Below are 23441 nucleotides of genomic sequence, written 5' to 3' on the forward strand. Positions count from 1 at the left end.
ACATTCCTGCCGGTGAACCCGTGACGTAGTGTCACTGGTGGCCAGCCCGGATCCGGACGAATACTCAGGAGATGCCCGAGCACACCGAGCCCACGCGGCGGCGGCTGCGCAAGCTCAACCTCGTCATGCTGGTCCCGCCGCTCGCCGTCGGCGGGGCTGTCGTGGTGGTGGCGGACTCCCGCACCTGGTGGGACGCGGTCATCCTGGCCTCGGGTGTGGTCGCGGCGCTGGTGGCCTTCGAACGGTGGACGGCACGTGATCTGCCCCGGTTCGCCCCGTACTGTCTGATCGTCACCGCCGTCGTCTGGCCGCTCGGCGTACTGGTGATCGACAGCCCGCGCGCCTCCTACGGCCTTGCCCTCGTGGGCTCCCTCGTCGTTCCTTATCTGAAGCGGTACCGGGCCGCGGCGGCCGTCGGTCTCGTCGGCTACGTCGCGGCGGTCGGCGCGACGCGGCTGCTGGTGTCGTCCGAGAGCGTCTCCGACGTCCTCCTGCAGTACGTCGTCCTTCCCGCCGGTGCGGTCGCGGTGGTCACCGGCCTGATGTTTCCGAACAAGCGGTTCTACGACGTCGTCGACGAGTTGCAGGAGTCCCGCCGGCGGGAAGCGGAGCTGGCCGTCTTCCGGGAGCGGGTCCGGTTCGCCAGCGACCTGCACGACATCCAGGGCCACACGTTGCACGTCGCGAAGCTGAAGATCGCGCTGGCCCGCAAACTGGTCCGCAGCGACCCCGACCGGGCCGACAACGAGCTGCGGGAGATCTACTCGCTGGTCAGCGACACGATCAAGCAGACCAAGGAACTCGCCTACGCACAGCGGCGGCTCAACCTCTCCGCCGAGCTGGAGAACGCCAAGAACCTGTTCGAAGCCGCCGGCATCCGGGTCCACGTCGACCGCGAGGCCGAGGTCGACACCCACGCGGACGAACTGCTCGGCCAGGTCCTGCGCGAGACGACGACAAACATCCTGCGGCACGCGCAGGCCACCCAGGTGAAGATCACCCTGACCGGATCGGGCATCACCGTCGTCAACGACGGCGCGCCATCCAGCCCGCTGCCCGAGCTGCACGGCCTGGCCACGCTGCGCGAACGGGTGGCCGGCAGCGCCGGTGAGCTCACCGTGGAGCAGACCGACGGACGTTTCCTGACCGCCGCCACCTTCCCGCGCCCCGGCCCCGGTGCGCCGGCCGGAGCACCCGTGGAGGATCGATGACGCAGGCCGACGCCCCACCGACCACCGTGGTGCTCGCCGACGACGAGGTGCTGCTGCGCAAGGCGATGGCCGCGCTGCTGCCGCTCGAAGGCGACATCACCGTGCTCGCCGAGGCCGCCGACGGCACGTCGGCCGTCGCCGCGACCCTGCAGCACCGGCCCGACGTCCTCGTCATCGACCTGGAGATGCCCGGCGTGGACGGGCTCGGCGCCGTCGCCCAGATCCGGCAGGTCCGGCCCGAACAGGTCATCCTGATGCTGACCCGGCACGCCCGACCGGGCGTGCTCCGGAAGGCTCTCCGCCTCGGCGTCCAGGGCTTCGTCAGCAAGTCGGCGGAGCCTGCGCACATCGCCTCGGTCATCGGCACCCTGCACGCGGGCAAGCGGTGGGTCGATCCGGACGTCTCCGCGCTCGCCGTCATCGACGACTGCCCACTTACCGACCGGGAGGTCGACGTGCTGCGGGCGACCGGCGACGGCTACTCGGTGGCCGACATCGCTGTCCGGCTCCACCTCGCCGAGGGCACCGTCCGTAACTATCTGTCCAACGCGATGCAGAAGACCCAGACCCGGACCCGGCACGACGCGGCCCGCTACGCCCGCGAGCACGACTGGCTCTGAAAAGCCGGCGGTACGCGGTCAGTCGCGGTGCTGCAGCCGGTGCAGCACGGCGGCGGCGACCAGGCCGTACGCCAGGTGCGGCACGATGTCCGACGCCCAGTCGGCGGCGCTCCACTGCCGTGGGTCGGTGACCTTCAGCAGGGTCAGCGGCGCGTCCGAGCCGGCCATCGCCAACGCGGCGAGCAGCCCGGTCGCCGCCCAGACCGGGGCCCGCCGGGGGCCGGCCACCGCGTACAGCGCGGCGGCGCCGAGACCGGTCGCGTAGCCGAGCAGCGGCCCCAGACCGGCCCGCCGGTTGCTGGCGGTCTGCTCGTCACCGAGGTCGACGTGCAACGTGTCGGCGAGCCGGCCGACGCTGCGCTCCGGCGTACTGCTCGCCGGCCGGGCCCGCCCGACCATGTCGAGGTAGGTGACCATGTTGAGGGCGCTGGTGCCGGCGGCACCGGCCAGCAACCCGCTCCAGATTCGCCGCATACCGGCGCGCGTACCCGCTGTTTGCGGGAGCTAACCCGGCACCGCATCCGCCGGGCACGGCCCAGTCAGGCCCGGCGGCCAGTCACGGCTGTACCGGCAGGCACAACTGCACCGTCGGTCCACTGAGGTAGCACAGGCTTGGCTTCGTTGCCGTGGCTCGACGCCCGCCGTACGGTTGCGGTGGCAGGTGATCCGAATGAATGCCGAAGGTACGGGAGCCGGTCGGTCCGGTGTGGCCCACGTGGACGAGCCGCACGGCGCCGGGATCTCCACCCGGTTGAACTGGTTACGGGCCGGGGTGCTGGGTGCCAACGACGGCATCGTGTCGACGGCGGGGCTCGTCGTGGGCGTGGCCGGTGCGACCGTCGCCACCGGTCCGGTCCTGACCGCCGGGGTCGCGGGGGTGGCGGCGGGAGCCGTCTCCATGGCCCTGGGCGAATACGTGTCGGTCAGCAGCCAACGTGACTCCGAACGGGCGCTGCTGGCGAAGGAGCGCATGGAGCTCGAACGCTTCCCCGAGCAGGAGTTGGACGAGCTGACCGAGCTGTACGTCGCGAAGGGTCTGACCGCCGGGACCGCCCGGTTGGTGGCGGAGGAGCTGACCGCAAAGGACGCATTCGCCGCGCACGCCGACGTCGAGTTGCGGATCGACCCGGAGTCGTTGACCAACCCCTGGCACGCGGCTGCCGCCTCGGCGATCGCCTTCACCCTGGGGTCGCTGCTGCCGCTCGTCGCGATCCTGCTGCCGCCACCCGACGCGAGGGTGCCCGTGACGTTCGTCGTCGTGCTGCTCACCCTCGCGGTGACGGGTGCGGTGAGCGCGCGCCTCGGCTCGGCCCGCGTGGGTCGGGCGGTCGTCCGGCTTGTGGCCGGTGGGGCCCTGGCCATGGCAGTCACCTTCGCCATCGGGCAGTTGGTCGGCGCGACGGTGCTCTGAGCGGACCGTTTCAACCGCTGGCCCTGTCCGTGGGAAACAGGAGCCGGACGGTGGCAGGTTCGCCGGGGTGGGCGGCGGCAAGGCGGCGTACCTCGGTGATGAGGCCAGCCACGTCGGGACCGGGACCGGTCGTCGCCGGCTGTTGTGGGACGCACATCGGTTGTTCGGGGTCGGTGGGGACGGTGGCGCGCAGTGCCCCGTGCAGGTAGCGGTGGCAGAGCGCGACGGCTTCGGGCAGGCAGGCGCTGGTGGGCAGCGGGTCGACAGTCAGCGGGGTGGCCGGGTCGATGACCCGGACCGACCAGGTGTGGCCTTGCAGCAGTTCAGGTCGGCCGACGCTGTGGCGGTGGTCGGTGACGGTGACGTCCAACGCGAGGCCGAGGCCGCGCACGACGGCGGCGAGTTCGTCGAGGGTGGGGCCGGGCCAGTCGGTGGCCAGGACCATGACGCGGGCGCCGTCGTGGGTGGCGGCGACTTCGCCGAGGTACGCGTCGACCGGGTCGCCGCCGGTGTGGGCGAGCTGGCTGACGCCGTTGCGCAGGTGCTGGTCGATGACGTGTTCGCCGTCGATGTCGGTCAGGTCGGTCGGCTCGACGCCGAAGCCGGCCGCGAGCGGGCCGACCTGGTAGTGCTCGCTGAGCTGCCACACCGTGCTACCGGACGGCTGGTCGGTGTGCGTCCGCGTTGGCGGCTGGTGCTGCTGCCCGTCGTCGGGTCGCCAGTTGCGGTGCACGGTCCGGCCGCGCAGGTCGGTGACGGTCAGCACCGCGCCGCGCCGGACCCGCCGGGCGCCGTAACAGTCGGTGCAGTACGGCGGATCAGCCGCGCCGGCTGGGTTGGTGCAGCGCTGGCAGGGGTGGGTGGGGATCTGCTCGCCCCAGTACGCCGGGCGCGGTGGCTCCCAACCGCGTACGAACCGGCCGGCGGTGTCGGCGGGTCGCAGGCCGGTGTGCCACCAGTGCCGGTTGCGCCAGATGGCCTGCGCCCCGCCGTGTTGCTCGGCGTCGGCGAGCATCCGGCGTTCGAGCTGGTCGAGGTCGTGGCCGCCGGGGTGGCCGTCGAGCCCGACCGGCACCGCAGCCGGGGTGAGCGCACCCTCGGTCAGGTAGTGGGCGGGCAGTCCCGCGTTGGCGACCGTCAGGCCGGTCGCGGCCCGGTCGGCGGGGATGGTGGCGAGCGCCGTCGGCAGGTCCCCGATCCACCGGTGCTGATAGTCGGGCACCGCGCCGCCGGCAAGCTCGAACCGTACGTCCCAGCTCAGCCCGCGCCCGATGGAGCTGGGCCGCGCTTCGAGGACCAGGTCGACGTGCAGCTGATCGGCGAGCGCACACAGCCGGCCCAGCAGCCTGGCCGGCTCCCCCGGCGGCGGCGGTTCGCTGCTGCGGCCGATCAGGACCAGCCACGGTGTGCTGCGCCGGTCGGCGAGCGCGACGGCTTCCCACTTCCGGCGGTCCTGTTCCGGGATGTCGGGCTGCCACTGGATCGGCAGCGTCAGCCCGGACGACGGCAGTCGGCCCGGTTCGTCGGGGAAGTCCGGGTCGCGCAGCGTCGATGCGGCCACGCCCGCGTGGGTGGCCAGGTCGGTGACGATCGGGGCGTACGGCAGCCACCACGTGCCGCCCGGGGTGTGGATCGGCGTGAACGATCCGGGGACGAGGCTGGTGGAGGCGACCGCCCCGGTGTCCAGGTTTGCGACGGTGAAGACGAGTTGCGCCCGCCGACGCTGCGACCCGTACCCGATGACGTGGACCGGGCCGGCCGGAGTGGCGTTGACCCCGGTCACGCCGCCCCTGCCTGGAACTGTTGGAACTGCTCCGACTGCCAGTCCCGCAGCGCCTGCTTGATCCGTAGGTTCTCGTCCTGGGTGGAGCGCAGCTCGGCGCGCAGGGCGGTCAGCTCGTCGGCAACCAGGTGCAGGAAGCTGCGTACCTCGGTGGGGTCGCAGCCGCGCCGGACGCGGTCGCCGAAGGCGCGGTCGCGGACCATGCCGGGGCTGATCGACGGCCGCACCGGCCTGCCGTAGTAGTGACCGACGGTGTTCGGCACCGGCCGACGCTGGCCGGCGGCCTGCGCCGCGTTGCGGCGGGTGTGCTCGGCCAACTCGGCGAGCAGCCGCCGGTGCCGGCGGCTGCGCAGCGGCGGCCGGCGGAACAGGTCAAACAGTCTGCGCACGGCAGGACCACCTTTCGATCAAGGGGGTACGGGTGGAGAAGGTGCGATGCATGTCGTGGTGTTGCCGCCCTGGTCAGCGGCGTCGGTGGGGTGCGAAGCGCAGGCCGGCGCGTTGGACGAAGATGTCGCGGCGTTCACGGGCTTCCCCGCCGGGTCCGAGCACGTAGCCGGCGAGCCAGACCCAGCCGTCGTACGTCCAGCCCTTGTCCACTGTCGTCACCCGGAACCGGAAGCCTCGGCCGGCCGCGAACTGCACACTCGCCCGCCCATCGATGACCAGCTCGTCACCGGGCCGGGGATCGGCAGGTGAACGGCCGGCCGGCACGCTACCGATGGGCCGCCGGCAGCTTCGTGGGGAGGAAGTCGAGGAGTCCGCGCACGGTAGGACCGCCTTTCACGCTCGCTGGTCGGTCATGGTCTTCGGGTGGAGCGGGTGGAAGGGCGGCCCGACCCCGAACGGGGGTGCGGAGGTCGGGCCGCCCGCCCTGCACGCGCAGCCTCAATCGGCAGTACGCCCACAGGGCCGTCGAGTCTGGACCTTGTCGTCCTCCCTGGTTGGGGACAGGTCCGGTAAATCGATAGTGGGGCCGCTCGGTCGTACCGGACATGACCGCAGGCGTATACACGCCATACATGCCGCGTATGCGGTGCAGCGCGTAGGCTGATCCCGCTCTAGAATTGCTGATCAGGATGCCGCTTCGAGGATCAGGAAGATCATGGACGCGAACCGCAAGGCGCGTTACTGCCGTTGCGGAACGCGCCTCGCCCGAGACAACAAGAGCGAGCGGTGCGCGCCGTGTCAGGCGAAGGCGCGCGCGTTCGCCATCCAGCCGCCGGAGTCGCCGGATGACTTCTGGGATACCGATCAGTTCCGGGACGCGTTCCGAGCGCAGCACATCGGCCACGTCTCGCGCGCGTACCGCAAGCACCCAAAGAACATCGCCTTCTACGGAAAGGATGGCGTTCCGCAGAGCGTCGTCGGCGGATGGCTCGGCCTGACACAAGCCCAGATCAGCCGCATCGAGAACGGCCCGCCGGTTCGACATCTCGACAGCCTGACGCACTGGGTCCGCACGCTCAGGATTCCTGAACAGCTTCTGTGGTTCAAGCTGCCCAGCACATCGTCTGCGAGCGACGACTCTCGTATGGTCGATACGAAGGTGGAGGCAGTACCGAGACAAGCAGTGCCGGCACCGGCCCTGCTTCAGCCTCCGTCGTCCGGCCTGCCGCAGGTTCGTGGCAATGGCTACGCGTCCGCAATGCAGTCGTTCCGAGCGGCGGACCGCCAAGTCGGCGGCGGTCACCTCTACGCTACGGTCGTACAGTACCTGCAAGCCGAAGTCGCACCATGCATGTTCGGAGTCGACCAGAGCAGCGATGGGCAGTTGGCGTTCACGGCCGCAGCCGCCTTGACCGAGATGGCCGGGTGGATGGCTCACGACGCCGGTCGGGACCAGGCCGCCGAACAGCACTTTGCGTGCTCACTCGAACTGGTCAAACTCGGAAACGACCGGCAGCTCGGCGTGCACATCCTCGCCAGCCTGAGCCACCTCGCGCACCATCGGGGCAAACCGGTCGACGCTCTCCAATACGCACGACGAGGCCGTGAGACGCTGTCGTGCGGTCCGCGGTCGCCCGAACTCGAAGCTCGCCTCCTCGCGATGCAAGCCCGTGCCTTCGCCGCGCTGAGACAACCGGACGACTGCGCACAGCACCTCATTGAGGCAGAGCGGGTGCTTGAAGCAGAGCCGGCCGAGGAACGGTCGCCGTGGGTCAGCCACTTCGATGAAGGCTCGCTGGCCAACGAGGCCGCCCGGTGCTTGCGCCAGCTTGGCGACCTAGGCCAGGCGAAACGGCAGGCCGAGCGGGTCGTCGAACTACGGCCGGGAGACCGCACGCGAAGTCGCGCATTCGGACAGCTCATCCTCGTGACTGTGCTCGTAGCCCAGGGGTGACTGGATAGGTGCGTGGGACCTTGGAATACCGCAAGCGCGCGAGGTGGGTTAGGCGGTTGTGGGGATCCAGGGGCTGCCGGCGGCGGCTCGGGTGAGTGCGTCGAGCATGTTGATGCCGTGTCGGGTGGCGGTGGCGGCGTAGCTGCGGATCGCGGCGAAGTGTTCGGCTCCGGTCATGGTGCGCATGCTGCCGGAGACCTTGATCCGGAGTTTCGGCATGCGGATGGTCCGCTCGGCCGGGTTGTTGTCGAACGGCACGGCCGGGTCGGTGAGGAACCGCAGGTAGTCGGCGCGTCGGTCCCGTAGTCGCACGAACAGGGCGTGGTACTTGCGGTGCAGCTTGTCGGTGCGGGTGGCGGTGGCTGCGGCGCCGAGCACGACGGCCGAGCGCAGCAGGTGGGTCTGTTCGGCGAGGTCGGCCGGGTCGGGTTCGCAGCCGTCGGCGCGGGCCGTGACCGTCAGGCGGTTCAGGTGCCGCAGGGCGTCGATGGCCTGGCCGGCGAGGTCGGCGACCTGCCCGGTGGCGGTGTCGACCACGTAGACCAGTTCCCGCAGCACGTGGGCGTTGCACAGGGCGTGCCGGGCGGTGGTGTAGGTGTCGTACGGGGCCCACGCGTCGTGCACGGCGGTGCCGGTGTATCCGGGTAGCACGCCGGCGTCGTCCATTGCGGCGGTGCCGCGCCGGCGGTGCACGGTGAGGAACACGTCGGTGGGTGTGGAGGCGGAGTGCAGCCAGGCGAGGCGGCCGTCGACGCGTATGCCGGTCTCGTCGAAGTGCGCGACCGGCGCGTTCTTGATGCGGTCGCGGATGACGGGGAGCACCGTGTCGATGACGCCGAGGGCGGTGCGGGTGACCCAGGCGGTGATGGTGGCTGGCGCGACGGGCAGGCCGAACAGGTCACGGATCGCGTCGGCGGTGCGGCCGATGGACAGGAACTGTCCGTGGAGCAGGTAGACGCCGATCGCGGCGATCCGTGGTCCGTAGGCGGCGGGCGCGGTGGCCCCGGCGGGTGTCGCGGCGGTGGTGTGGTGCCCGCACGGGCAGGCGACGGTGACGATCTGGTGCTCGGTCACCACGACCCGGGGCTGGGGGATGTCGAACACCTGCCGGCGGGTGACCGTCACCTCGGCGGGGTCGGTCAGGCCGTCACCGCAGCCGCCACAGATGTCCGGCACGTGCCGGACGATCACGTCCGGATCGGCCACCTGGGACAGGGTGGTGCCCTCGCCCCCGGTGGGGCGGCCCGGCCGGCGACCCGAACGGCCCCGCAGCGACTTCGGCGCCGGTTTGGCCAGCCCGTCGCTCGACGGCGGTTTCGACGAGTTGCTCGACGACTGCTTCAACCGGGCCTCAAGCTCAGCGATCCGCGTCAGCGCCTGCTCCAGCCGTGCGGCCAGCCCGGCGTTCAACGCCAACAACTCGTCATACGACGGCGGCGGATCGGCGGGCATGGCTGGTCAACCTACCAGCCTCCACAGCAGACAGCATCACCGGGATCAGGAACCTATCCAGTCACGCCCAGGGTAGGCCCGAGGAAGCTTGTGCCGTCGCTCAAGAGGTGCTGGACGCTACCCGGCAGCTAGGTTCCTATATCGTCGTCCAGCAGCTTCTTGATCTCAGGCGTTTGCTCGAGCCACACCGGAGTGCTCGGGTAGTGGCCGAGTTCCTGAGTTGCCTTGATGAGGCGCTACGTGAGCGGGCGTGGCTATACCAGTGGCGTACCCAGGACGAACGTAGCGGGCCATCGAGGCTTGGGGAGAGATCGTGAGCGATGATGCTCCGCTGTATGAGCGTGACCCGGAGGCGTGGCGGGCGCATCTGGCGGAAGGCAACGCCAAACAGCCACGCAAGCGTGTAAGTGCTGACGCACTCATCCGGGACCGGAAGGGACGGATCCTCCTCGTTGACCCGCAGTACAAGCCGGACTGGGACCTGCCCGGCGGCATGGCGGAAGCCAACGAGCCGCCCCATGATGCCGTTCGCCGCGAGCTCCGAGAAGAACTCGGCCTGGACGTGCATATAGCCAGGCTGCTGGTGGTCGATTGGGTAGCACCACACGGCCCCTGGGACGACCTACTCTCGTTCATCTTCGATGGCGGCGAGCTGACCGATGAGCAGATTGCCGGACTCAAGATCTCGGATACCGAGCTGGCTGCGTTCGAGTTCTGTACGCCGGAACAGGCACAGCAGCGGCTCCGGCCCTACGTCTGGCGACGCGTTGCCGTAGCGCTCGATGCACTGGGGAGCGGGGACATGCTTTATATCCAGAATGGGTACATGAGATAGCGCATGAAACGCCTTAAAAGTCGCTACCGCGCACCGGCGAGGTTGGATAATCGATAGCACTCTCATCGCGCCTGCCGACTAAACGTAGCTAGCGGCACCAAAACAAGGATACGCCACTCAACGCTTTCCAGCAGTTGTCATGCCGTGAGCCTAGCTTCAGCAGGCTGCACCAGCCTTCACGGAAAGCTGCACCACCATACTCAAGCCCAAATCAGCCATCAAGTCAAGGCCTTCTTCCCGTTGCTGACGACGGCACCCTTTGGCCATCCTGAAGCAATCCCAAAGTTAGGGCAGGAAAACCTAGTCGCAGCGTCATAGAGCTTACAGCCTCTCTTATATACGGGTATGCAACATAAACCGCTATTTTATCTCCAAACTCCTCCAGAACTTCAGATCCCGGTAGCTGGAAGTCCTTTTCCGGCATATACTCAGAAACAAGATCAAGCTCTATGCGAGCGAGTTCAACCGAGTCAGCTTCTGGATGAGCCACTTCACCACGAGCCGCACTCGACGAATTTCCGTAAAGTTCACATTTAACCTTGAATCTGTAGAGCAATTTATTTGACCGGATCGCGTAGGAAACCTCTACTTCTATTCCCATGCGCTCAACATGACGCAGTTGCTTCAAGTCAGCCGACAGTCGCGTAAAGAAGATATTTCCCAGCTCAACTCGACTAGATATTTCGTCGAGCACAGTTTGATCATTTCCTGACATGAGAATCCGCATCTACTCAATCAGCCGTAGCGAAGGATTGGAACAACTTCGACGTGGATGCGGAGCGCCAGTCGATGGCCTCCAACTCGACCGGCGACAACCGGGAGGGCGACGAATACGACTCGACTTTTTGCCTAGACGCGCGCCACTCACGATCCATTTCTTCGACAGCAGCCGATCTCTGCGTCCCAACTTTTACGACCTCGATCGCCAACTCACTTCCCATTTCATGAAGATACTCGGCGAGAGTCGACACCCGAAGGTTGCCATCACTACGGAAAACCTGATTCACTGCCGACTTGCGAACTCCAAGTCTTCTTGCCAATTCCACCTGCGTCAATCCCGATCGCTCCAAAGATCGGTGAAGGATTTTGAGTACTTGATACCTGAGTCTCGCCGCCGACAACGCGCGGCTTCCCTCCCTCGTTGACGAAAGCCGGTCGTAAAGATAGCTCATTTTAAATCCTCCTTTCGGACCCAGATAGCACAATCGATCTCCTTACGCGGCGTCTTTGCGGTGGCCTTTATGAAGCCGTGAGTTAATCGTATCGCCCTGCTCGCAAAAGGAATTTGCGTCCAATAGAAGGGCAACCTCACCCTCTCGGCTTTTATTTCCCAAATATCAGACCGTAACTCATTGAGTTCCCTCGGGATCGGAAGAGTCCCAGTCCTCGCCAGATCCTCAAATCGCAGGGCAATCGCCGCAAGAAGGTCCATCCCGGACACTCTTCGCAGGCCGTCCCGGAATTTCCTACCCGCTAGCGATTCGAAGAACTCTTCCACCAGCACCTTCCCCGAAGAGAGTCTTGCCCCTTCTACCATCAAACGCCCTCCTCGCTGGTAGCAGGTGCGCCCACAGTCTTCGCAGGTGGTGCGGCCAAGTACAGTCAAGACTGTACCTCCTAGGGGTCATACAAACCAGAGTTTCAAGTACTTCGTGCCTCCTTGGGCTTACGCAGCGTAGATCGATAGCAGGCAGCCTGTCGCCCCCTGTCGATCGATCAGCGACCGTCCATAGGCGAACGGCTCGATGGCCCGCCCGAAAGTTGGAGGTGTCCCTGCTATCCCGGAATCGTCGAGTGGCAGGTGATCGCCCCGGGCCTCATGCGCATATGCAGCAATCATGATGGAGTTCGTCAACACCGGGTCTGCTGATCTTCCTCGGCACCAAGGCCAGCCTTGCGGGCTGTCGCCACTCCCCATCACAGTTGATCAATTATCGTCACCTGTAACTGGCGTCAACTGCCAGCGAGCCGGGCGGCGAGGGCGTCGAGGTCGTCGACGAACCAGACCTGCCGGCCCCGGTTCGACTCGGTCACCAGGTCGTGCAGTGCCGTACTGCCCGCCGTGTATGCCGCGATGTCGCCGACGACGACCAGCCGCAGCCGGTAGTTGACGAACTTCTGCATGATGCCGCCGGCGACCCCGTTACGCAGGGCGAAGAAACGGCCGTCCAGCCGCTCGACCGGGACGGCGACGACGTCGGCACCGGCGAAGGCTGCACCGATGACGTCGAGGGCGTCCTGCTCGCTGGCGATCGGCGGCCCGTCGGCGGCGCAGACCAGCACCGGTACGCCGGCCACCTCGATGATCTCGTCAGCCATCGCCGTCATCCCCCGTCCCTTCAGCAGTGCTCGGGTGGAACATGCCGCTGCCCGGTCTCGTCATCAGGTCGATGGTGGACAGGATCGCCGCGACGTCAGCCGGGCCGCCGAAGACGACGATCTTCAACCGGGCGCGCGCCGGGTCGTACCCGGTCTGCAGCCGCAGCGGCGGCTCGGCCGACGCCCCGCTGCCGCCCTGCGCCCCGGCGACGAGCAGGGTGGCGAGCCGGTCGGCGGCGGCGGCATCGACGCCGTCGAGGTCGACGACCGCCGACACCTCGACGACCGGGCGACCCGGTTCGCTCACTTTCGGTGATCGGCCGGTGAAGGCGTCGAGGTCGGCCTGCGCGATCCGGTACTGCTTCCCGATCCGTACGGCCGACAACCGGCCGCCACGGATGTAGCCACGCACCGTACGCACGTGCAGGTCGAGCCGCTCCGCGACCTGCTCGACGGAGAGCCACTGCGTACTCATCAGTCCCTATCGTCATTCTCTTAGATGCGGAAAGAGAAGTTTAGCGTACGGCCGCCTTTGTGCGATGCGTCGGCACCACCCGTCGCCGCCGGTCGCGGCCGATCGCAGCCGGTCACCGGCGGTCGCCCTCGATTTGTCGCACCGGTTCGATACAACTTCTCGCGTACGGATCACCCGATCCGCAGCGGGGCCGCCGTCGGTGACGGCGGGTGACCGCTGCGGTCGACCATGCCTGGAGGGCAACTCAGTGGATGCGGACGACGCCGCCGTCGAGCGGCGCAGCACGGCGCGGGTGGTGCCCGCAACACGACCCCGCAAACTGACGAAGGTGCCCTTCGTCGAGATGGCCGACGGACGCCTGCAGGGCGTCGTGTCCAGCGGATCGGACATCGGGCGGGTCTACGTGTCGTCGATCGCCGCCGGCACGCACGAGCTCAGCTGCAGCACCAACAACAACCGGCCGTGCGGCGGTCTGCACGGCGCGGCCTGCAACCACATCGTCCTGCTCGCCGAGGAGGCGATCGTGCAGTACGGCGGCGAACAGGTGCTGCGCTTCCTCCGGCTGGAGTCCGACGACGAAGTGACCATCGGTCACCAGATCGTCTGGAAGCTTGATCGCCACGTCCAGGTCGCGGCGGTGTCGCCAGCGGCGGCCGTGTTCAGCCGGTTCCTGCGCCACCTGTCCTACCTGGAGCTGCCCGGCAGTGCCGAGCCGCTGCCGGAGCTGCACTGGTTCCCGGCCGGGGCGGTGGCGGCCTGATGCGCGGCACACAGCTCGCCGAGCTGACCGGCGGCGTACCGGCCGGAGTGACGCAGGCGTGGGACGTCGTCGACGGCTTCGACCGGGCGCTGGTCGCCGGGCTGAGCCGGCTCGGCCCGGAGCAGACCACCGCGCTGACCGAGATCGCCGCAGCGGTCGCCGCGACGCCGCTCGGTGCCGCCGTCGCCGAAGCCGTCGACAAGGTGGCGGCCGGTTCCGTCGGCGACGAACAGCTGCTGCGGCTCGCCGGGGCCCGTACGGCGATCGTCGGTGCCGTCCACGACGCGCTGCGCGACCAGCTCGACGGCGCACTCGGCCGGCCCCGGCCCGGCTGGTCGGTGCCGACCGCCGCTACCGGGGCGGTCGACGGCCGGCTGCTCGCGGCCCGCTCCTGGCTGGCCGAACTGGTCATCACCGGCTGGCGCAACGTCGACCATGACCTGGTGTCGACCAGCCAGCAGGCGCTGCACGCGCTGCTGGCCGAGCCGACGCTGCGCCGCTGCGCGGTGCTGCTCGACGGGTTCGCCGCCGAGCTGGCCTACGCCAGCCCGGTCGCCACCCTGGACCGGCTGCCGGTGCGCCGGTGGGCCGACCTGTGGACCCGCAGCATGCTGCTGACCAGTCCGCCGGGCGCGCCGGCCGCACCGGAACCGGTCTCCGGCCGGCTGCTGCCGCTCGGCGTCGACGTGCACGAGCACGGCACCGCCGTGGCGCTGCAGGTGCACGCCCTGCTCGAATCCGGCGGCGAGCCGCCTCGGCTGGTCCGGGTCACCGTCTCCGCAGCCAAGGTCGACACCATCGTCGGCCCGGTGCTGTGGCAGCTGTTCGGCGACCGTCCGGTGCTGCTGGCCGCGCTCGCCGGCCGGCTCAGCGTCGACGTCACCGACATGCTCCTGCACCCCAGCGGTGACCTGGTGTGGCGCGACGAGCAGGCCCGGCCCGGCGGGCCGGCCGACCCGTTCGCCGTGGCCCGGGTGCAGCTCGGCGAGGCGGTGGCACCGGCCGTACCGCCGCTGGACCGGCATCCGGCCACGATCGCCGAACCGGTGCTGCTGGAGGGCTACACGGTCGACACCGACGCCCGCCTGACCTTCGACGTCGACGGGTCCCGGATCGCGGTCGCCGTCGACCGGCTGCCGGCCTGCGGCCCGCTCACCGCCGACCTGGTCGCCGGCTCGACGGCCTGCCTCGGGCTGCTGCGCTGGGACGCCGGCGCCAACGACACCGACACCGACGGCAGCGGCAGCGGCAGTGGCGGCGGCTGGTCGGTGCAGCCGATCGGCGTACAGGCCACGGTGAAGCGCAAGTCGGTCGCCGTACACACCGGTGACTGGGCGCAGGGGCCGACCGACCCGAAGGTGGCCAAGGCGGTGGCCCGCTCCGGCGACCCGATCGCCGTACTGCGGGAACGGGCGGGACGGTTACTGCGCAAATGACCACTGAGATCACGAACCATCACGAGAACCGCCGGCAGGTGCTCTACTGGCGGCTGCTGGCCCGGCTCTTCGACGGCCAGGAGCAGGCCACCCTGGAGCGGGCCAGCATGTCGATCGTCGACGACATCGGGTTGCCGGCCGCCGTACTCGACCCGTCGGTCTCCATCGACACCGTCGTGCAGCGGTTCCCGGAGCTCGCCGAGGAGCTACCCGGCCTGCTCGCACCGCCGGCCGACACCGACACCGAGGCCGGCACGGCCCCCGACGAGGACGACACTGCCGACGCCGACGCGGGCCAGGTCGGTGCCGACGAGGTACGCCGGGCCGCGCTCGCCGCCAAGCTGCTGCTCAACATCTTCGCCACCGGCAGCGGCGAGGTCTCCGCCACCCAGTTGGCCGGCTGGCAGTCCGACGCCGGCTGGTACCAGCAGGCCTGCGGTGCGCAGCCGGGCCGCCGCGACGGGCTGCTCGGCACCATCGAGGCCGACCTGGTCCGCCGGATGCGGCTGCGGGAGGTGCTGGCCGACCCGGCGTTGGCCCGCCAGCTCACCCCGAGCATGTCGCTGATCGAGCAGCTGCTGCGGGACAAGTCGAACCTGTCCGGGGTGGCGCTGGCCAACGCCAAGGCGCTGATCCGGCGGTTCGTCGACGAGGTCGCCGAGGTGCTCAAGACCCAGGTGCAGCAGACCAGCGTCGGCACCATCGACCGGTCGGTTCCGCCGAAGCGGGTGTTCCGCAACCTGGACCTGGACCGCACCATCTGGAAGAACCTGCCGAACTGGAGCCCGAGCGACGAACGGCTCTACGTCGACCGGCTGTTCTACAAGCAGACCGCGAAGCGGACCACCCCGGCCCGCATGATCGTCGTGGTCGACCAGTCCGGCTCGATGGTCGACGCCATGGTCAACTGCACCATCCTGGCCTCGATCTTCGCCGGGCTGCCCAAGGTGGACGTCCACCTGGTCGCGTACGACACCCGGGCGCTGGACCTGACGCCGTGGGTGCACGACCCGTTCGAGGTGCTGCTGCGTACCCAGCTCGGTGGCGGCACCGACGGAATGGCGGCGCTGGAGCTGGCCCGACCCAAGATCGTCGACCCGCGCAACACCGTCATGGTGTGGATCTCCGACTTCTACGAGTGGAAGTCGCAGGAGGTCTTCGACGGGCTGCAGGCGGTGCACCGCAGCGGTGCCAAGCTGATCCCGGTCGGCTCGGTCTCCAGCGGTGGCCAGCAGAGCGTCAACCCGTGGTTCCGCCAACGGCTCAAGGACCAGGGCACCCCGGTGCTGTCCGGGCACGTCCGCAAGCTCGTCGTCGAGCTCAAGAACTTCCTCACCTGATCCCCCGTTCCGCTCGCCGTACGAGCACCTTCGACTAGGAGAACCCGCACCCATGACCGCAGAGATGCTGCGCGCCCCCGCCGAGATCAAGTACGCCGAGGAGCTCGACTGGCTGGAATCGATCGACGACGGCCCGAAGCCGTTCAGCTGGCGGCTCAGCCCGAAGATGGTCCGCACCTTCATCCTGGGCTCCGAGCCGGCCGACGGCCTCGACCGGCAGGTCCCGCAGAAGTGGTTCGGTGACCGCAGCTTCGTCGAACGCAGCATCGTCACCCTCGCCTCCGACCGTGGTCTGCTGCTGATCGGCGACCCGGGCACCGGCAAGAGCTGGCTGGCCGAGCTGCTGGCCGCCGCGATCAGCCGCAACTCGACCCTGGTGGTGCAGGGCACCGCCGGCACCACCGAGGACCACATCAAGTACTCGTGGAACGTCTCGATGGTGATCGCCAAGGGCCAGTCCCGGCAGTCGATGATCCCGTCGCCGATCATGACGGCCATGGAGCAGGGCGTGATCGGCCGGTTCGAGGAGCTGACCCGCTCCACCAGCGACGTCCAGGACGCGCTGATCTCGATCCTGTCCGAGAAGTACGTCTCCATCCCCGAGCTGGACTCGGACAACATCGTCTTCGCCCAGCCCGGCTTCTCGATCATCGCCACCGCCAACAGCCGCGACCGGGGCGTCAACGACCTGTCGTCGGCGCTGAAGCGGCGGTTCAACTTCGTCCGGATCCCGGTGGTGACCAACAAGCGCAGCGAGGCGGAGATCGTCAAGTTCCGTACCACTGAACTGCTGCGCCGCCACCAGATCGACCTGGAGGTGCCGCCGACCCTGCTGGACGTGCTGCTGCAGAGCTTCGCCGACCTGCGTACCGCCGCCGCGTCGGCGACCAGCGACGACGAGAAGTTGGAGTCGGCGCTGTCCACCGCCGAGCAGATCGGTGTACTGGAGGACGCGATCCTGCACAGCCAGTTCTTCGGCGACCGGACCCTGCGCGCCGAGACCCTGGCCAGCTCGATGGTCGGCTCGCTGGCCCGGCGCAGCCCGGAGGACCTGGCGATCCTGAACAAGTTCTGGCACGGGGTGATCGAGCCACGCAGCAAGGCCGACGGCGGCGAATGGTCGGCGTTCCTCGAAGGCGGCCGCCAGAGCATCGCGACCCTGTCATGAGCGCATCGTCGGACAGCCGGTTCGGGGCGTTGCGGGAGCAGTTGGCGGACGCCGCGACGGCGTTCGCCGACAGCCCGGACGCGCTGACCGGCATCCTCGCCGGCATGGTCGACGACGTCGACCGGGCACTCGCCGAGGAGCTGGAGATCTTCCCGGTCAGCCACCACTCGCCGTCCTCGGCGTTGGCGATGGTCCGCCGGCTGCGGGAGAAACAGCCCAAGGTGATCTACCTGGAGCTCTGCGAGGACCTGCAACCGCTACTGACCGAGCTGCGCAACTGCGAACTGCCGGTGGCGTTGCAGGCGTTCGCCAGCGACCTGGCCGGCTTCCCGGCCGGGTCCGGCCCGCTGAGCGTGATCGCCCCGATCACCGAGGCGTCGGCCGAGTACCAGGCGATCGCGTACGCCCTGGAGACGCCGGGGGTGGAGCTGCTGCTGGTGGACCGCTCCGCCGACCACGTCTTCCAGTGGCAGTCGCCGCCCGACGAGGACGGCACGGCGACGGCCCCGGCGACGGACGCCGACGACCCGGCCGACCCGACTCAGGTCGACGAGAAGGCCCTGCACGGTGACGCCGTCGGGCTGGAGATCGGCGACCTGCGGCCCGGGTTCGCCGAGCTGGAGGCGTACCTGCTGCACCACGGCAAGGTGCGGCACTGGTCGGAGTGGTGGGACCAGTACGTCGAGCAGCCGCTGATCGGCGCCGACCATGACACGTACCGGCAGGTCATGGTCATGATCGGCAGCTTGTTCCGGCGGCTGCGGCCGACCGACACCGCGCGTGCCGACCGCGACGAGGACCGGGAACGTTTCATGTGGACCCGGATGCGCGAGCACCTCGCCAGCTCGGGTGCCGACCCGGCCGACTGCCTGTACGTCTGCGGCGCGTTCCACGCCGCCAGCCGCGTCGAGCAGTTCGGCGTACGGTCGACGGCACCGTTCGAGATCACCGAGCGGACCGGCACCACGTGGCGGTACGGGCTGATCCCGTCCAGCCACTCGGCGATCGAGGCACAGTTCGGGCTGGCCGGCGGTGCGGTGTCGATCGCCGCCGCGACCTGGCAGAAGGCGCTGACCGCCGGCCGGGTCACCCCGTACCGGCTGGCCGGGCAGGCCGGTGGCCGCAAGCGGCCGGCCCGCAAACCGAAGGCCACCGCGCCGGCCGCTGCCGGTACGGCGACCGCCGGTGACCGGCTCAGCGGCTTCCTGGCCACCCCGGCCCGCCCCGGCGAGCTCGACGAGGCCGAGCTGCTCGGCTGGTCGGTCGACATCGTCCGGCTGGCCCGGCGCAACGGCTACCTGGCCAGCACGGCCGACGCGATCGCCGTGGTCGAGACGTCGGTGCTGCTGGCCGGGATGCGCAACCGCCGTCGGCCGACGCCGTACGACTTCGCCGACGCCGCCGTCACCTGCATCGAGAAGGACGTGGTGCCGGGCCGGCGCGACGTCCGCCGGCTCTGCGAGATCATGTTCGGCGGCGACCGGCTGGGCCGGGTCGGCTACGACGCGTTGCCTCCGTTGGCTCGCGACGTGCACGACCGGTTGGCGCCGCTCGGGCTGGACCTGCAGAAACGTACGGTCCAGCGGGCGTTGCTGGATCTGCACGGTCAGCCGGAGCTGCAACCCTGCTCGGATCTGCTGTGGATGCTGCGTCGGCTGCTGCCGCCGGAGGCGGTACGGCCGATCATGGGCGAGCGGCGGCTCGGTGAACGGTCCGTGCAGGAGAGCTGGGACGTCGCGATCGGTCGCCACCAGCGGTCGATCATCGAGCTCGGCTACGAGGGCGTCACCATCGAGCAGGTGCTGGAGCAGCGGCTACGCAAGGCGGCCTGGGATCCGCAGGCCACGGCGGCGAAGGCCCTCGCCGCCGTGGAGGACTCGCTGCTGTACCTGACCAACCGGCGGTTCACCGACGAGCTCGGGGCCCGCGCGGTGCAGCTGCTGGCCGCCGAACGTACCGTCGACGACGCCCCGGAGGTGCTGTACCGGATCCGGCAGCTGCTGGCCTACTACCGCACCAGCGGTACGGCCGAGCTGCCGGAATGGTGTCAGGCGTTCGTCACCACCGGGTACGCCCACTACTGCACCCTGCTGCCGACGGCGTTCGTCGACGACGAGACCGGGCTGCGTCAGGTGGCCGCGATGTTGGGCTTCCTGATGAGCATGGAGAGCCTGGCGATGGCGCTCGGCTGCGACCGGGCCCAGCTGGAGCTGGCGGTACGCCAGTCCCATCCGGAGTCGCCGGCGAAGGTGGCGTTGCTCTGGGCGGCGCAGTCCCAGCTCGGTCAGCTGCCGTTGACGCAGCTGCGGGAACGCTGCACCGAGCTGTTGGCCAGTCCGCTGACCGTCGGCGCGTTCCCGCACTATCTGAGCGGGTTCGTGCAGGCGCTGGAGCCGGTGCCGACGTTGGCGCCGTTCGTGGTGGAGGTACTGTCGGCGGCGTTCGGCCAGCTTCCCGACCCGGTGCTGCTGCCCTGGCTGCCGACGCTGATCACCACGCTGCGGGAGCAGGCCGGCGAGTTGGTGCCGATCCTGGTCCGGGAGGCGGGCCGTACCTTCCCAGCGTCGCTGCCGGCATTGGACTCCTGGGCCCCGCCGTGGGTGTCGGCGGGCGCGCCCGCGCCAGCGGCGGGTCCGTCGTCCGGACCGGAGATCACCCGGTACGCGATGACCGGACCGGTGCCGCAGCTGCTGACCGGTTTCCCGCTGACCGCCGGCGCGGTGGCGGACCTGTTCGACTGCGCGGTCGCGCCGCCAGCCGACGGCCGGTCGGCCGGCGGCGGGCTGTCGACCGGCGGCCGGTCGGGCAGTGACCAGGACGGCGACGGGTCGACCGGCGGGCAGCACCGGGTGGAGCTGGTTGCTCTGCTCGATGCCCATCCGGTGCCGGCCGGCGCGGCGGCCACCCTGCTCGGGGTGGGCTGACGTCGCACCGGTCACGGCTCACCTCGGGTACGTCCCCGGTGACCCCCGCCTTCCCGGGCGCGGGGTCACCGGGCAGGGGCAGGCGCGCAACGCGCCGACACCGTCGCCCCGGCTTGGGCCCACCCGGAACTCCGCGACATGCTAGGTTTGCGGCGTTGCAGTTGATTTCCTCATGCCCCCTGCCTGACTGCGGGTGGCAGCAGCCGGGCGTTTGGCAGTTCCTGCCGCTCTCTCCGGACGGAGATTGATGAGTGCGGCAGAACAAGGGGTTCGCACGTCGCGGACCCGTCACCGGCAAGGAGTAGACATGGCAACCGGCACCGTGAAGTGGTTCAACGCTGACAAGGGCTTCGGCTTCATCACCCAGGACAGCGGCGAAGCCGACGTCTTCGCCCACTTCACCGCGATTGCGTCCAGCGGATTCCGCACCCTCGAAGAGAACCAGCGGGTGGAGTTCGACGTCGAGCAGGGGCAGAAGGGCCTGCAGGCGGCCAACATCCGGGTGATCTGAGGTTGTCCCCGTCCCTTGGGACGCGGCCGTCGACGGCGTCGTCGTCCCAGGGCGGGCCTTCCCCTGACCCCCTGCAACGGCAACTCTTCCACGATGCCGCCGGCACCGACACCGGCGGCGCGGACCAGCTCCGGCTGACCAGTGTGCCGCTCGCGGCCGAGATCCGGCTCTTCCTCGCCGACGATCCGACGCTGCTGTGGGCCCGGCTGGAAGCCGCCGCCGGCCACCGGCTTCCGCCGCCGTACTGGGCCTCGGCCTGGGCGGGTGGCCAGGCATTGGCCCGCTACCTGCTCGACCATCGCGAGGTGGCCGCCGGGCGGCGGGTCCTCGATCTTGCTTCCGGGTCCGGTCTGGTCGCGATCGCGGCGGCCATGGCCGGTGCCGCGACGGTCACCGCCAACGACATCGACCCGTACGCGGCGACCGCGATCGCGCTCAACGCCGTGGTGAACGACGTCGTGCTCACCACCACGGTCGACGACCTGCTCGACGGCACCGTCGCCGAGGTGGACCTGGTGCTGGTCGGCGACGCGCTGTACAACACCGAACTCGCCACCCGGGTCCTGCCGTTCCTCGACCGGCTCGCCGACCGCGGCGTGCACGTGCTGGTGGGGGATCCGGGCCGCGGTCACGGTGGACTCGACCGGCTCGCCCCGATCGTCAGCTACGAAGTCGCCACGGGTGCCGCCGAGGACTCGTTGATCGACCGCACCCAGGTGCTGACTCTGCTGCCGCGTCACTGAACCTGACGGCCCGGCGGCGTCATCCCGGCGTCGCGGGCCAGCAGCGCCGCCTGTACCCGGTCGCTCACCCCGAGCTTGGCGAAGACGGCCGACACCTGGTTGCGTACCGTCTTGTCGCTGACCCCGAACCGCCGGGCGATCTGCGCGTTGCCTTCGCCTGCGGCGATGTGCCGCAGGATTTCCCGTTCCCGCGCGGTGAGCTGGTGCAACGGTGACGGCAACCGCGCCGCCGAACCCGCCGAACCTGCCGCCGACCGGCCAGTCAGGCCCGGCAGGCCTGCCGGGGCCGGGTCGGCCAGGCCCGTCAGCCGGACCCCCGGGCCGAGCACCAACCCACCGGCGGCGACCGTCCGCAGCGCGTCGACCACCACGTCCGGGTCGGTGTCCTTGAGCAGGTAACCCCGGGCACCGGCCTGCAGTGCGCGGGCGACCACCGCGTCGTCGTCGGCCATCGTCAGCATCAGCACCGCCGTACCCGGTCGGTGCCGCAGGATCCGCGCGGCGGCCTGCACCCCGTCGCCGTCGGGCAGGGCGATGTCCATCGCGACCACGGTGACCTGTTCGTGGGCGACTGTGGCGAGCGCGTCGGCGCAGGACGCCGCTTCCAGCACCCGTGCCACCCACGGCTCACCGTCGAGCATCGCCCGCAGGCCCCGGCGGACCACCGGATGGTCGTCCACTATCAACACCCGGGCCAGGTCCGGCCCGCCCGGCGCAGCATCGTCCACGTGGCCTCCCATCAGATCCGATGCGGCACCGGCAGGGTCACCCGGACCACCGTCCCGCTGTCCGGTCCGTCGCCGATCTCGCAGCCGCCGCCCAGCTCGACGGCCCGCTGCCGGATCGACTCCAGCCCGACCCCGCCGGGCCGGGGCCGGGCCGCGCCGATCCCGTCGTCGACCACCTCGACCCGCAACGTACCGCCGTCGCGGCCGACCCGGACCTCGCAGCGGCCGGCACCGGCGTGCCGGGCCACGTTCGACAGGGCCTCGGTGACGATCCGGTACGCCGCCACCTCCACCGCCGCCGGCAGTTCCCGCAGGTCGTCGCCGAGGGTCAGCCGTACCCGCAGGGTCGCACCGTCGAAACGCTGACACTCGGCCCGCAGCGCCGACGCGAGCCCCTGGTCGAGCGCGGCCGGTCGGAGCTGGTCGACGAGCCGGCGCACCTCGGCCGTACCGGACCGCAGGTCCTCGGCGAGCCCGTCGAGGATCGCCGCCAGGCGCGGCGTACCGCCAGCCATTCTGCTGGCCGCCCGTACCTGCATGGACATGCCGGCGAAGGTCGGACCGAGACCGTCGTGCAGGTCCCGGCGCAGCCGGCGGCGTTCCTCCTCGCGGGCCAGGACCAGGCGCTCGCGGGAGTCCCGCAGGTCGCGGATCAGCCGGGCGGTGGCCACCGCGACCGCCGCGTGCCGGGCCACGTCGCCCAGCAGCCGGTGTTCCACCGGGGTGAACCGCTCGCCGGGGCGCCGGTGCGCCACCACCAGCTGACCGACCCGTTCACCGTGGTTGACCATGTCGAAGCGTTCGACCGACCCGGTCGGCTGGCCGTGCACCGCCGCCTCGGTCAGCTCGCCGCCTGCCGGCTCGTCGACCTCGACGGCGACGTACGGCACCTGCAGCGACCGGGCGATGGTGCCGGTCAACAACGCCGGTACGGCGTCGGGCTGCACCGTGTCGGCCAGTAGCCCGCCGAGCCGGGTCAACACCCCGTACGGGTCGTCGCGTTCGCCGTACAGCAGCCGGTTGACGCCGCGCTGCACCCGGTGCCGCAGCGGTTCGAAGGTCACCGCGATCAGTCCGGTGGCCGCCAGTGACGCCGTCGACGTGTCCCCGGCGAGCAGAACGTCACGCAGCAGCGCGACGACGGCGACGAACCCGGCGATCACCAGCAGGCTCATCACCGTCGACACCAGCGCCCGGTTGATCACCTGTTCCAGCTGGTAGAGCCGGTAGCGCAGCACCGCCAGGGTCAGCCCGGCGGGGATCGCGACGACCATCAGCACCCAGGCACCGGTCAGGTTCAGCCCGTCGAGCACCAGACCGAGCAGGAACACCGCGCCGGCCACCAGCAGGCAGGCCAGCTGCTGGCGGGTCACGGCCGGTC

General features: G+C 69.7%; 24 protein-coding genes. 12 read left to right on the top strand and 12 right to left on the bottom strand.

What is annotated here, in order from left to right; translation table 11 throughout:
• Nucleotides 1-71: 71 nt before the first annotated feature.
• Both O7608_RS02880 and O7608_RS02885 read left to right on the top strand, forming a co-directional pair.
• Nucleotides 72-1211, top strand: a complete 1140-nt coding sequence (locus tag O7608_RS02880) for a sensor histidine kinase (RefSeq protein ID WP_289208508.1) — start codon at nt 72-74, stop codon at nt 1209-1211.
• Nucleotides 1208-1831, top strand: coding sequence for a response regulator transcription factor (locus O7608_RS02885; protein WP_289208509.1), 624 nt, complete (start codon nt 1208-1210; stop codon nt 1829-1831). Before O7608_RS02880 ends, O7608_RS02885 begins: the two co-directional genes overlap by 4 nt.
• Nucleotides 1832-1849: 18 nt before the next feature.
• On the opposite strand, the gene O7608_RS02890 is transcribed toward O7608_RS02885, so the two are convergent.
• Nucleotides 1850-2305 (bottom strand): hypothetical protein, encoded by a 456-nt coding sequence (locus O7608_RS02890; RefSeq protein WP_289208510.1) that lies wholly within the window; start codon nt 2303-2305, stop codon nt 1850-1852.
• Between the two features lie 241 nt (nt 2306-2546).
• Here O7608_RS02890 and O7608_RS02895 point away from each other — a divergent pair, with 241 nt between their 5' ends.
• The gene (locus O7608_RS02895; protein WP_289208511.1) at nt 2547-3242 is read left to right on the top strand and encodes a VIT1/CCC1 transporter family protein; all 696 of its coding nucleotides are present in this window, start codon (nt 2547-2549) and stop codon (nt 3240-3242) included.
• Nucleotides 3243-3252: 10 nt separating this feature from the next.
• Here the strand turns inward: O7608_RS02895 and O7608_RS02900 are convergent, their stop codons facing one another.
• The 3 genes from O7608_RS02900 to O7608_RS02910 all read right to left on the bottom strand — a co-directional run bounded on the left by O7608_RS02900 (nt 3253) and on the right by O7608_RS02910 (nt 5739).
• Entirely contained in the window at nt 3253-5025 is a 1773-nt protein-coding gene (locus O7608_RS02900) for a hypothetical protein (protein ID WP_289208512.1), read from the bottom strand.
• A complete protein-coding gene (locus O7608_RS02905) occupies nt 5022-5414 on the bottom strand; it encodes a DivIVA domain-containing protein (protein WP_289208513.1) in 393 nt (130 codons plus the stop codon). The genes O7608_RS02900 and O7608_RS02905 overlap by 4 nt, the downstream gene beginning before the upstream one ends.
• 73 nt (nt 5415-5487) lie before the next feature.
• Complete coding sequence (locus O7608_RS02910) at nt 5488-5739, bottom strand: hypothetical protein (RefSeq protein WP_289208514.1); 252 nt, start codon at nt 5737-5739, stop codon at nt 5488-5490.
• A 391-nt stretch (nt 5740-6130) separates the two neighbouring features.
• Between O7608_RS02910 and O7608_RS02915 the strand changes: the two genes are divergently transcribed.
• A complete protein-coding gene (locus O7608_RS02915; protein WP_289208515.1) occupies nt 6131-7369 on the top strand; it encodes an NsdA family TPR-like regulatory protein in 1239 nt (412 codons plus the stop codon).
• A 48-nt stretch (nt 7370-7417) separates the two neighbouring features.
• Here O7608_RS02915 and tnpC read toward each other — a convergent pair whose 3' ends face one another.
• Entirely contained in the window at nt 7418-8821 is a 1404-nt protein-coding gene (gene tnpC, locus O7608_RS02920) for an IS66 family transposase (RefSeq protein WP_289208516.1), read from the bottom strand.
• A gap of 313 nt (nt 8822-9134) precedes the next feature.
• On the opposite strand from tnpC, the gene O7608_RS02925 reads away from it, so the two are divergent.
• Nucleotides 9135-9656: an NUDIX domain-containing protein gene (locus O7608_RS02925; RefSeq protein ID WP_289208517.1), complete on the top strand. Its 522-nt coding sequence runs from the start codon at nt 9135-9137 to the stop codon at nt 9654-9656.
• Nucleotides 9657-9879: 223 nt separating this feature from the next.
• Here O7608_RS02925 and O7608_RS02930 read toward each other — a convergent pair whose 3' ends face one another.
• The 5 genes from O7608_RS02930 to O7608_RS02950 all read right to left on the bottom strand — a co-directional run bounded on the left by O7608_RS02930 (nt 9880) and on the right by O7608_RS02950 (nt 12450).
• Complete coding sequence (locus tag O7608_RS02930) at nt 9880-10383, bottom strand: hypothetical protein (protein WP_289208518.1); 504 nt, start codon at nt 10381-10383, stop codon at nt 9880-9882.
• A gap of 4 nt (nt 10384-10387) precedes the next feature.
• Nucleotides 10388-10828 (bottom strand): helix-turn-helix domain-containing protein, encoded by a 441-nt coding sequence (locus tag O7608_RS02935; protein WP_289208519.1) that lies wholly within the window; start codon nt 10826-10828, stop codon nt 10388-10390.
• On the bottom strand, nt 10825-11193 hold the full coding sequence (locus tag O7608_RS02940; protein ID WP_289208520.1) for a type II toxin-antitoxin system RelE/ParE family toxin: 369 nt from the start codon (nt 11191-11193) through the stop codon (nt 10825-10827). The genes O7608_RS02935 and O7608_RS02940 overlap by 4 nt, the downstream gene beginning before the upstream one ends.
• 416 nt (nt 11194-11609) lie before the next feature.
• Nucleotides 11610-11975 carry a DUF4180 domain-containing protein gene (locus tag O7608_RS02945; RefSeq protein WP_289208521.1) on the bottom strand — a complete coding sequence of 122 codons (366 nt, stop codon included), beginning with the start codon at nt 11973-11975 and terminating at the stop codon, nt 11610-11612.
• A complete protein-coding gene (locus O7608_RS02950; RefSeq protein WP_289208522.1) occupies nt 11968-12450 on the bottom strand; it encodes a helix-turn-helix domain-containing protein in 483 nt (160 codons plus the stop codon). Before O7608_RS02950 ends, O7608_RS02945 begins: the two co-directional genes overlap by 8 nt.
• A 343-nt stretch (nt 12451-12793) precedes the next feature.
• On the opposite strand from O7608_RS02950, the gene O7608_RS02955 reads away from it, so the two are divergent.
• The 7 genes from O7608_RS02955 (at nt 12794) to O7608_RS02985 (ending at nt 21332) form a co-directional block, all read left to right on the top strand.
• Nucleotides 12794-13210: a hypothetical protein gene (locus O7608_RS02955; protein WP_289210755.1), complete on the top strand. Its 417-nt coding sequence runs from the start codon at nt 12794-12796 to the stop codon at nt 13208-13210.
• A complete protein-coding gene (locus O7608_RS02960; RefSeq protein WP_289208523.1) occupies nt 13210-14646 on the top strand; it encodes a hypothetical protein in 1437 nt (478 codons plus the stop codon). The genes O7608_RS02955 and O7608_RS02960 overlap by 1 nt, the downstream gene beginning before the upstream one ends.
• An 8-nt stretch (nt 14647-14654) precedes the next feature.
• Nucleotides 14655-15986, top strand: coding sequence for a vWA domain-containing protein (locus O7608_RS02965; RefSeq protein WP_421361402.1), 1332 nt, complete (start codon nt 14655-14657; stop codon nt 15984-15986).
• Between the two features lie 52 nt (nt 15987-16038).
• Nucleotides 16039-17154 (top strand): ATP-binding protein, encoded by a 1116-nt coding sequence (locus O7608_RS02970; protein WP_289208525.1) that lies wholly within the window; start codon nt 16039-16041, stop codon nt 17152-17154.
• Nucleotides 17151-20078, top strand: a complete 2928-nt coding sequence (locus O7608_RS02975) for a DUF5682 family protein (protein ID WP_289208526.1) — start codon at nt 17151-17153, stop codon at nt 20076-20078. Before O7608_RS02970 ends, O7608_RS02975 begins: the two co-directional genes overlap by 4 nt.
• Nucleotides 20079-20385: 307 nt before the next feature.
• Nucleotides 20386-20589 carry a cold-shock protein gene (locus O7608_RS02980; RefSeq protein ID WP_282224881.1) on the top strand — a complete coding sequence of 68 codons (204 nt, stop codon included), beginning with the start codon at nt 20386-20388 and terminating at the stop codon, nt 20587-20589.
• A gap of 71 nt (nt 20590-20660) precedes the next feature.
• Entirely contained in the window at nt 20661-21332 is a 672-nt protein-coding gene (locus O7608_RS02985; RefSeq protein WP_289210756.1) for a class I SAM-dependent methyltransferase, read from the top strand.
• Here the strand turns inward: O7608_RS02985 and O7608_RS02990 are convergent.
• The gene (locus O7608_RS02990; RefSeq protein ID WP_289208527.1) at nt 21326-22060 is read right to left on the bottom strand and encodes a response regulator transcription factor; all 735 of its coding nucleotides are present in this window, start codon (nt 22058-22060) and stop codon (nt 21326-21328) included. The genes O7608_RS02985 and O7608_RS02990 overlap by 7 nt on opposite strands.
• A gap of 11 nt (nt 22061-22071) precedes the next feature.
• Entirely contained in the window at nt 22072-23433 is a 1362-nt protein-coding gene (locus O7608_RS02995; RefSeq protein ID WP_289208528.1) for a sensor histidine kinase, read from the bottom strand.
• Between the last annotated feature and the right edge of the window lie 8 nt (nt 23434-23441).

Origin of the sequence: Solwaraspora sp. WMMA2056 (genome assembly GCF_030345095.1) — a bacterium.
GTDB lineage: Bacteria > Actinomycetota > Actinomycetes > Mycobacteriales > Micromonosporaceae > Micromonospora_E.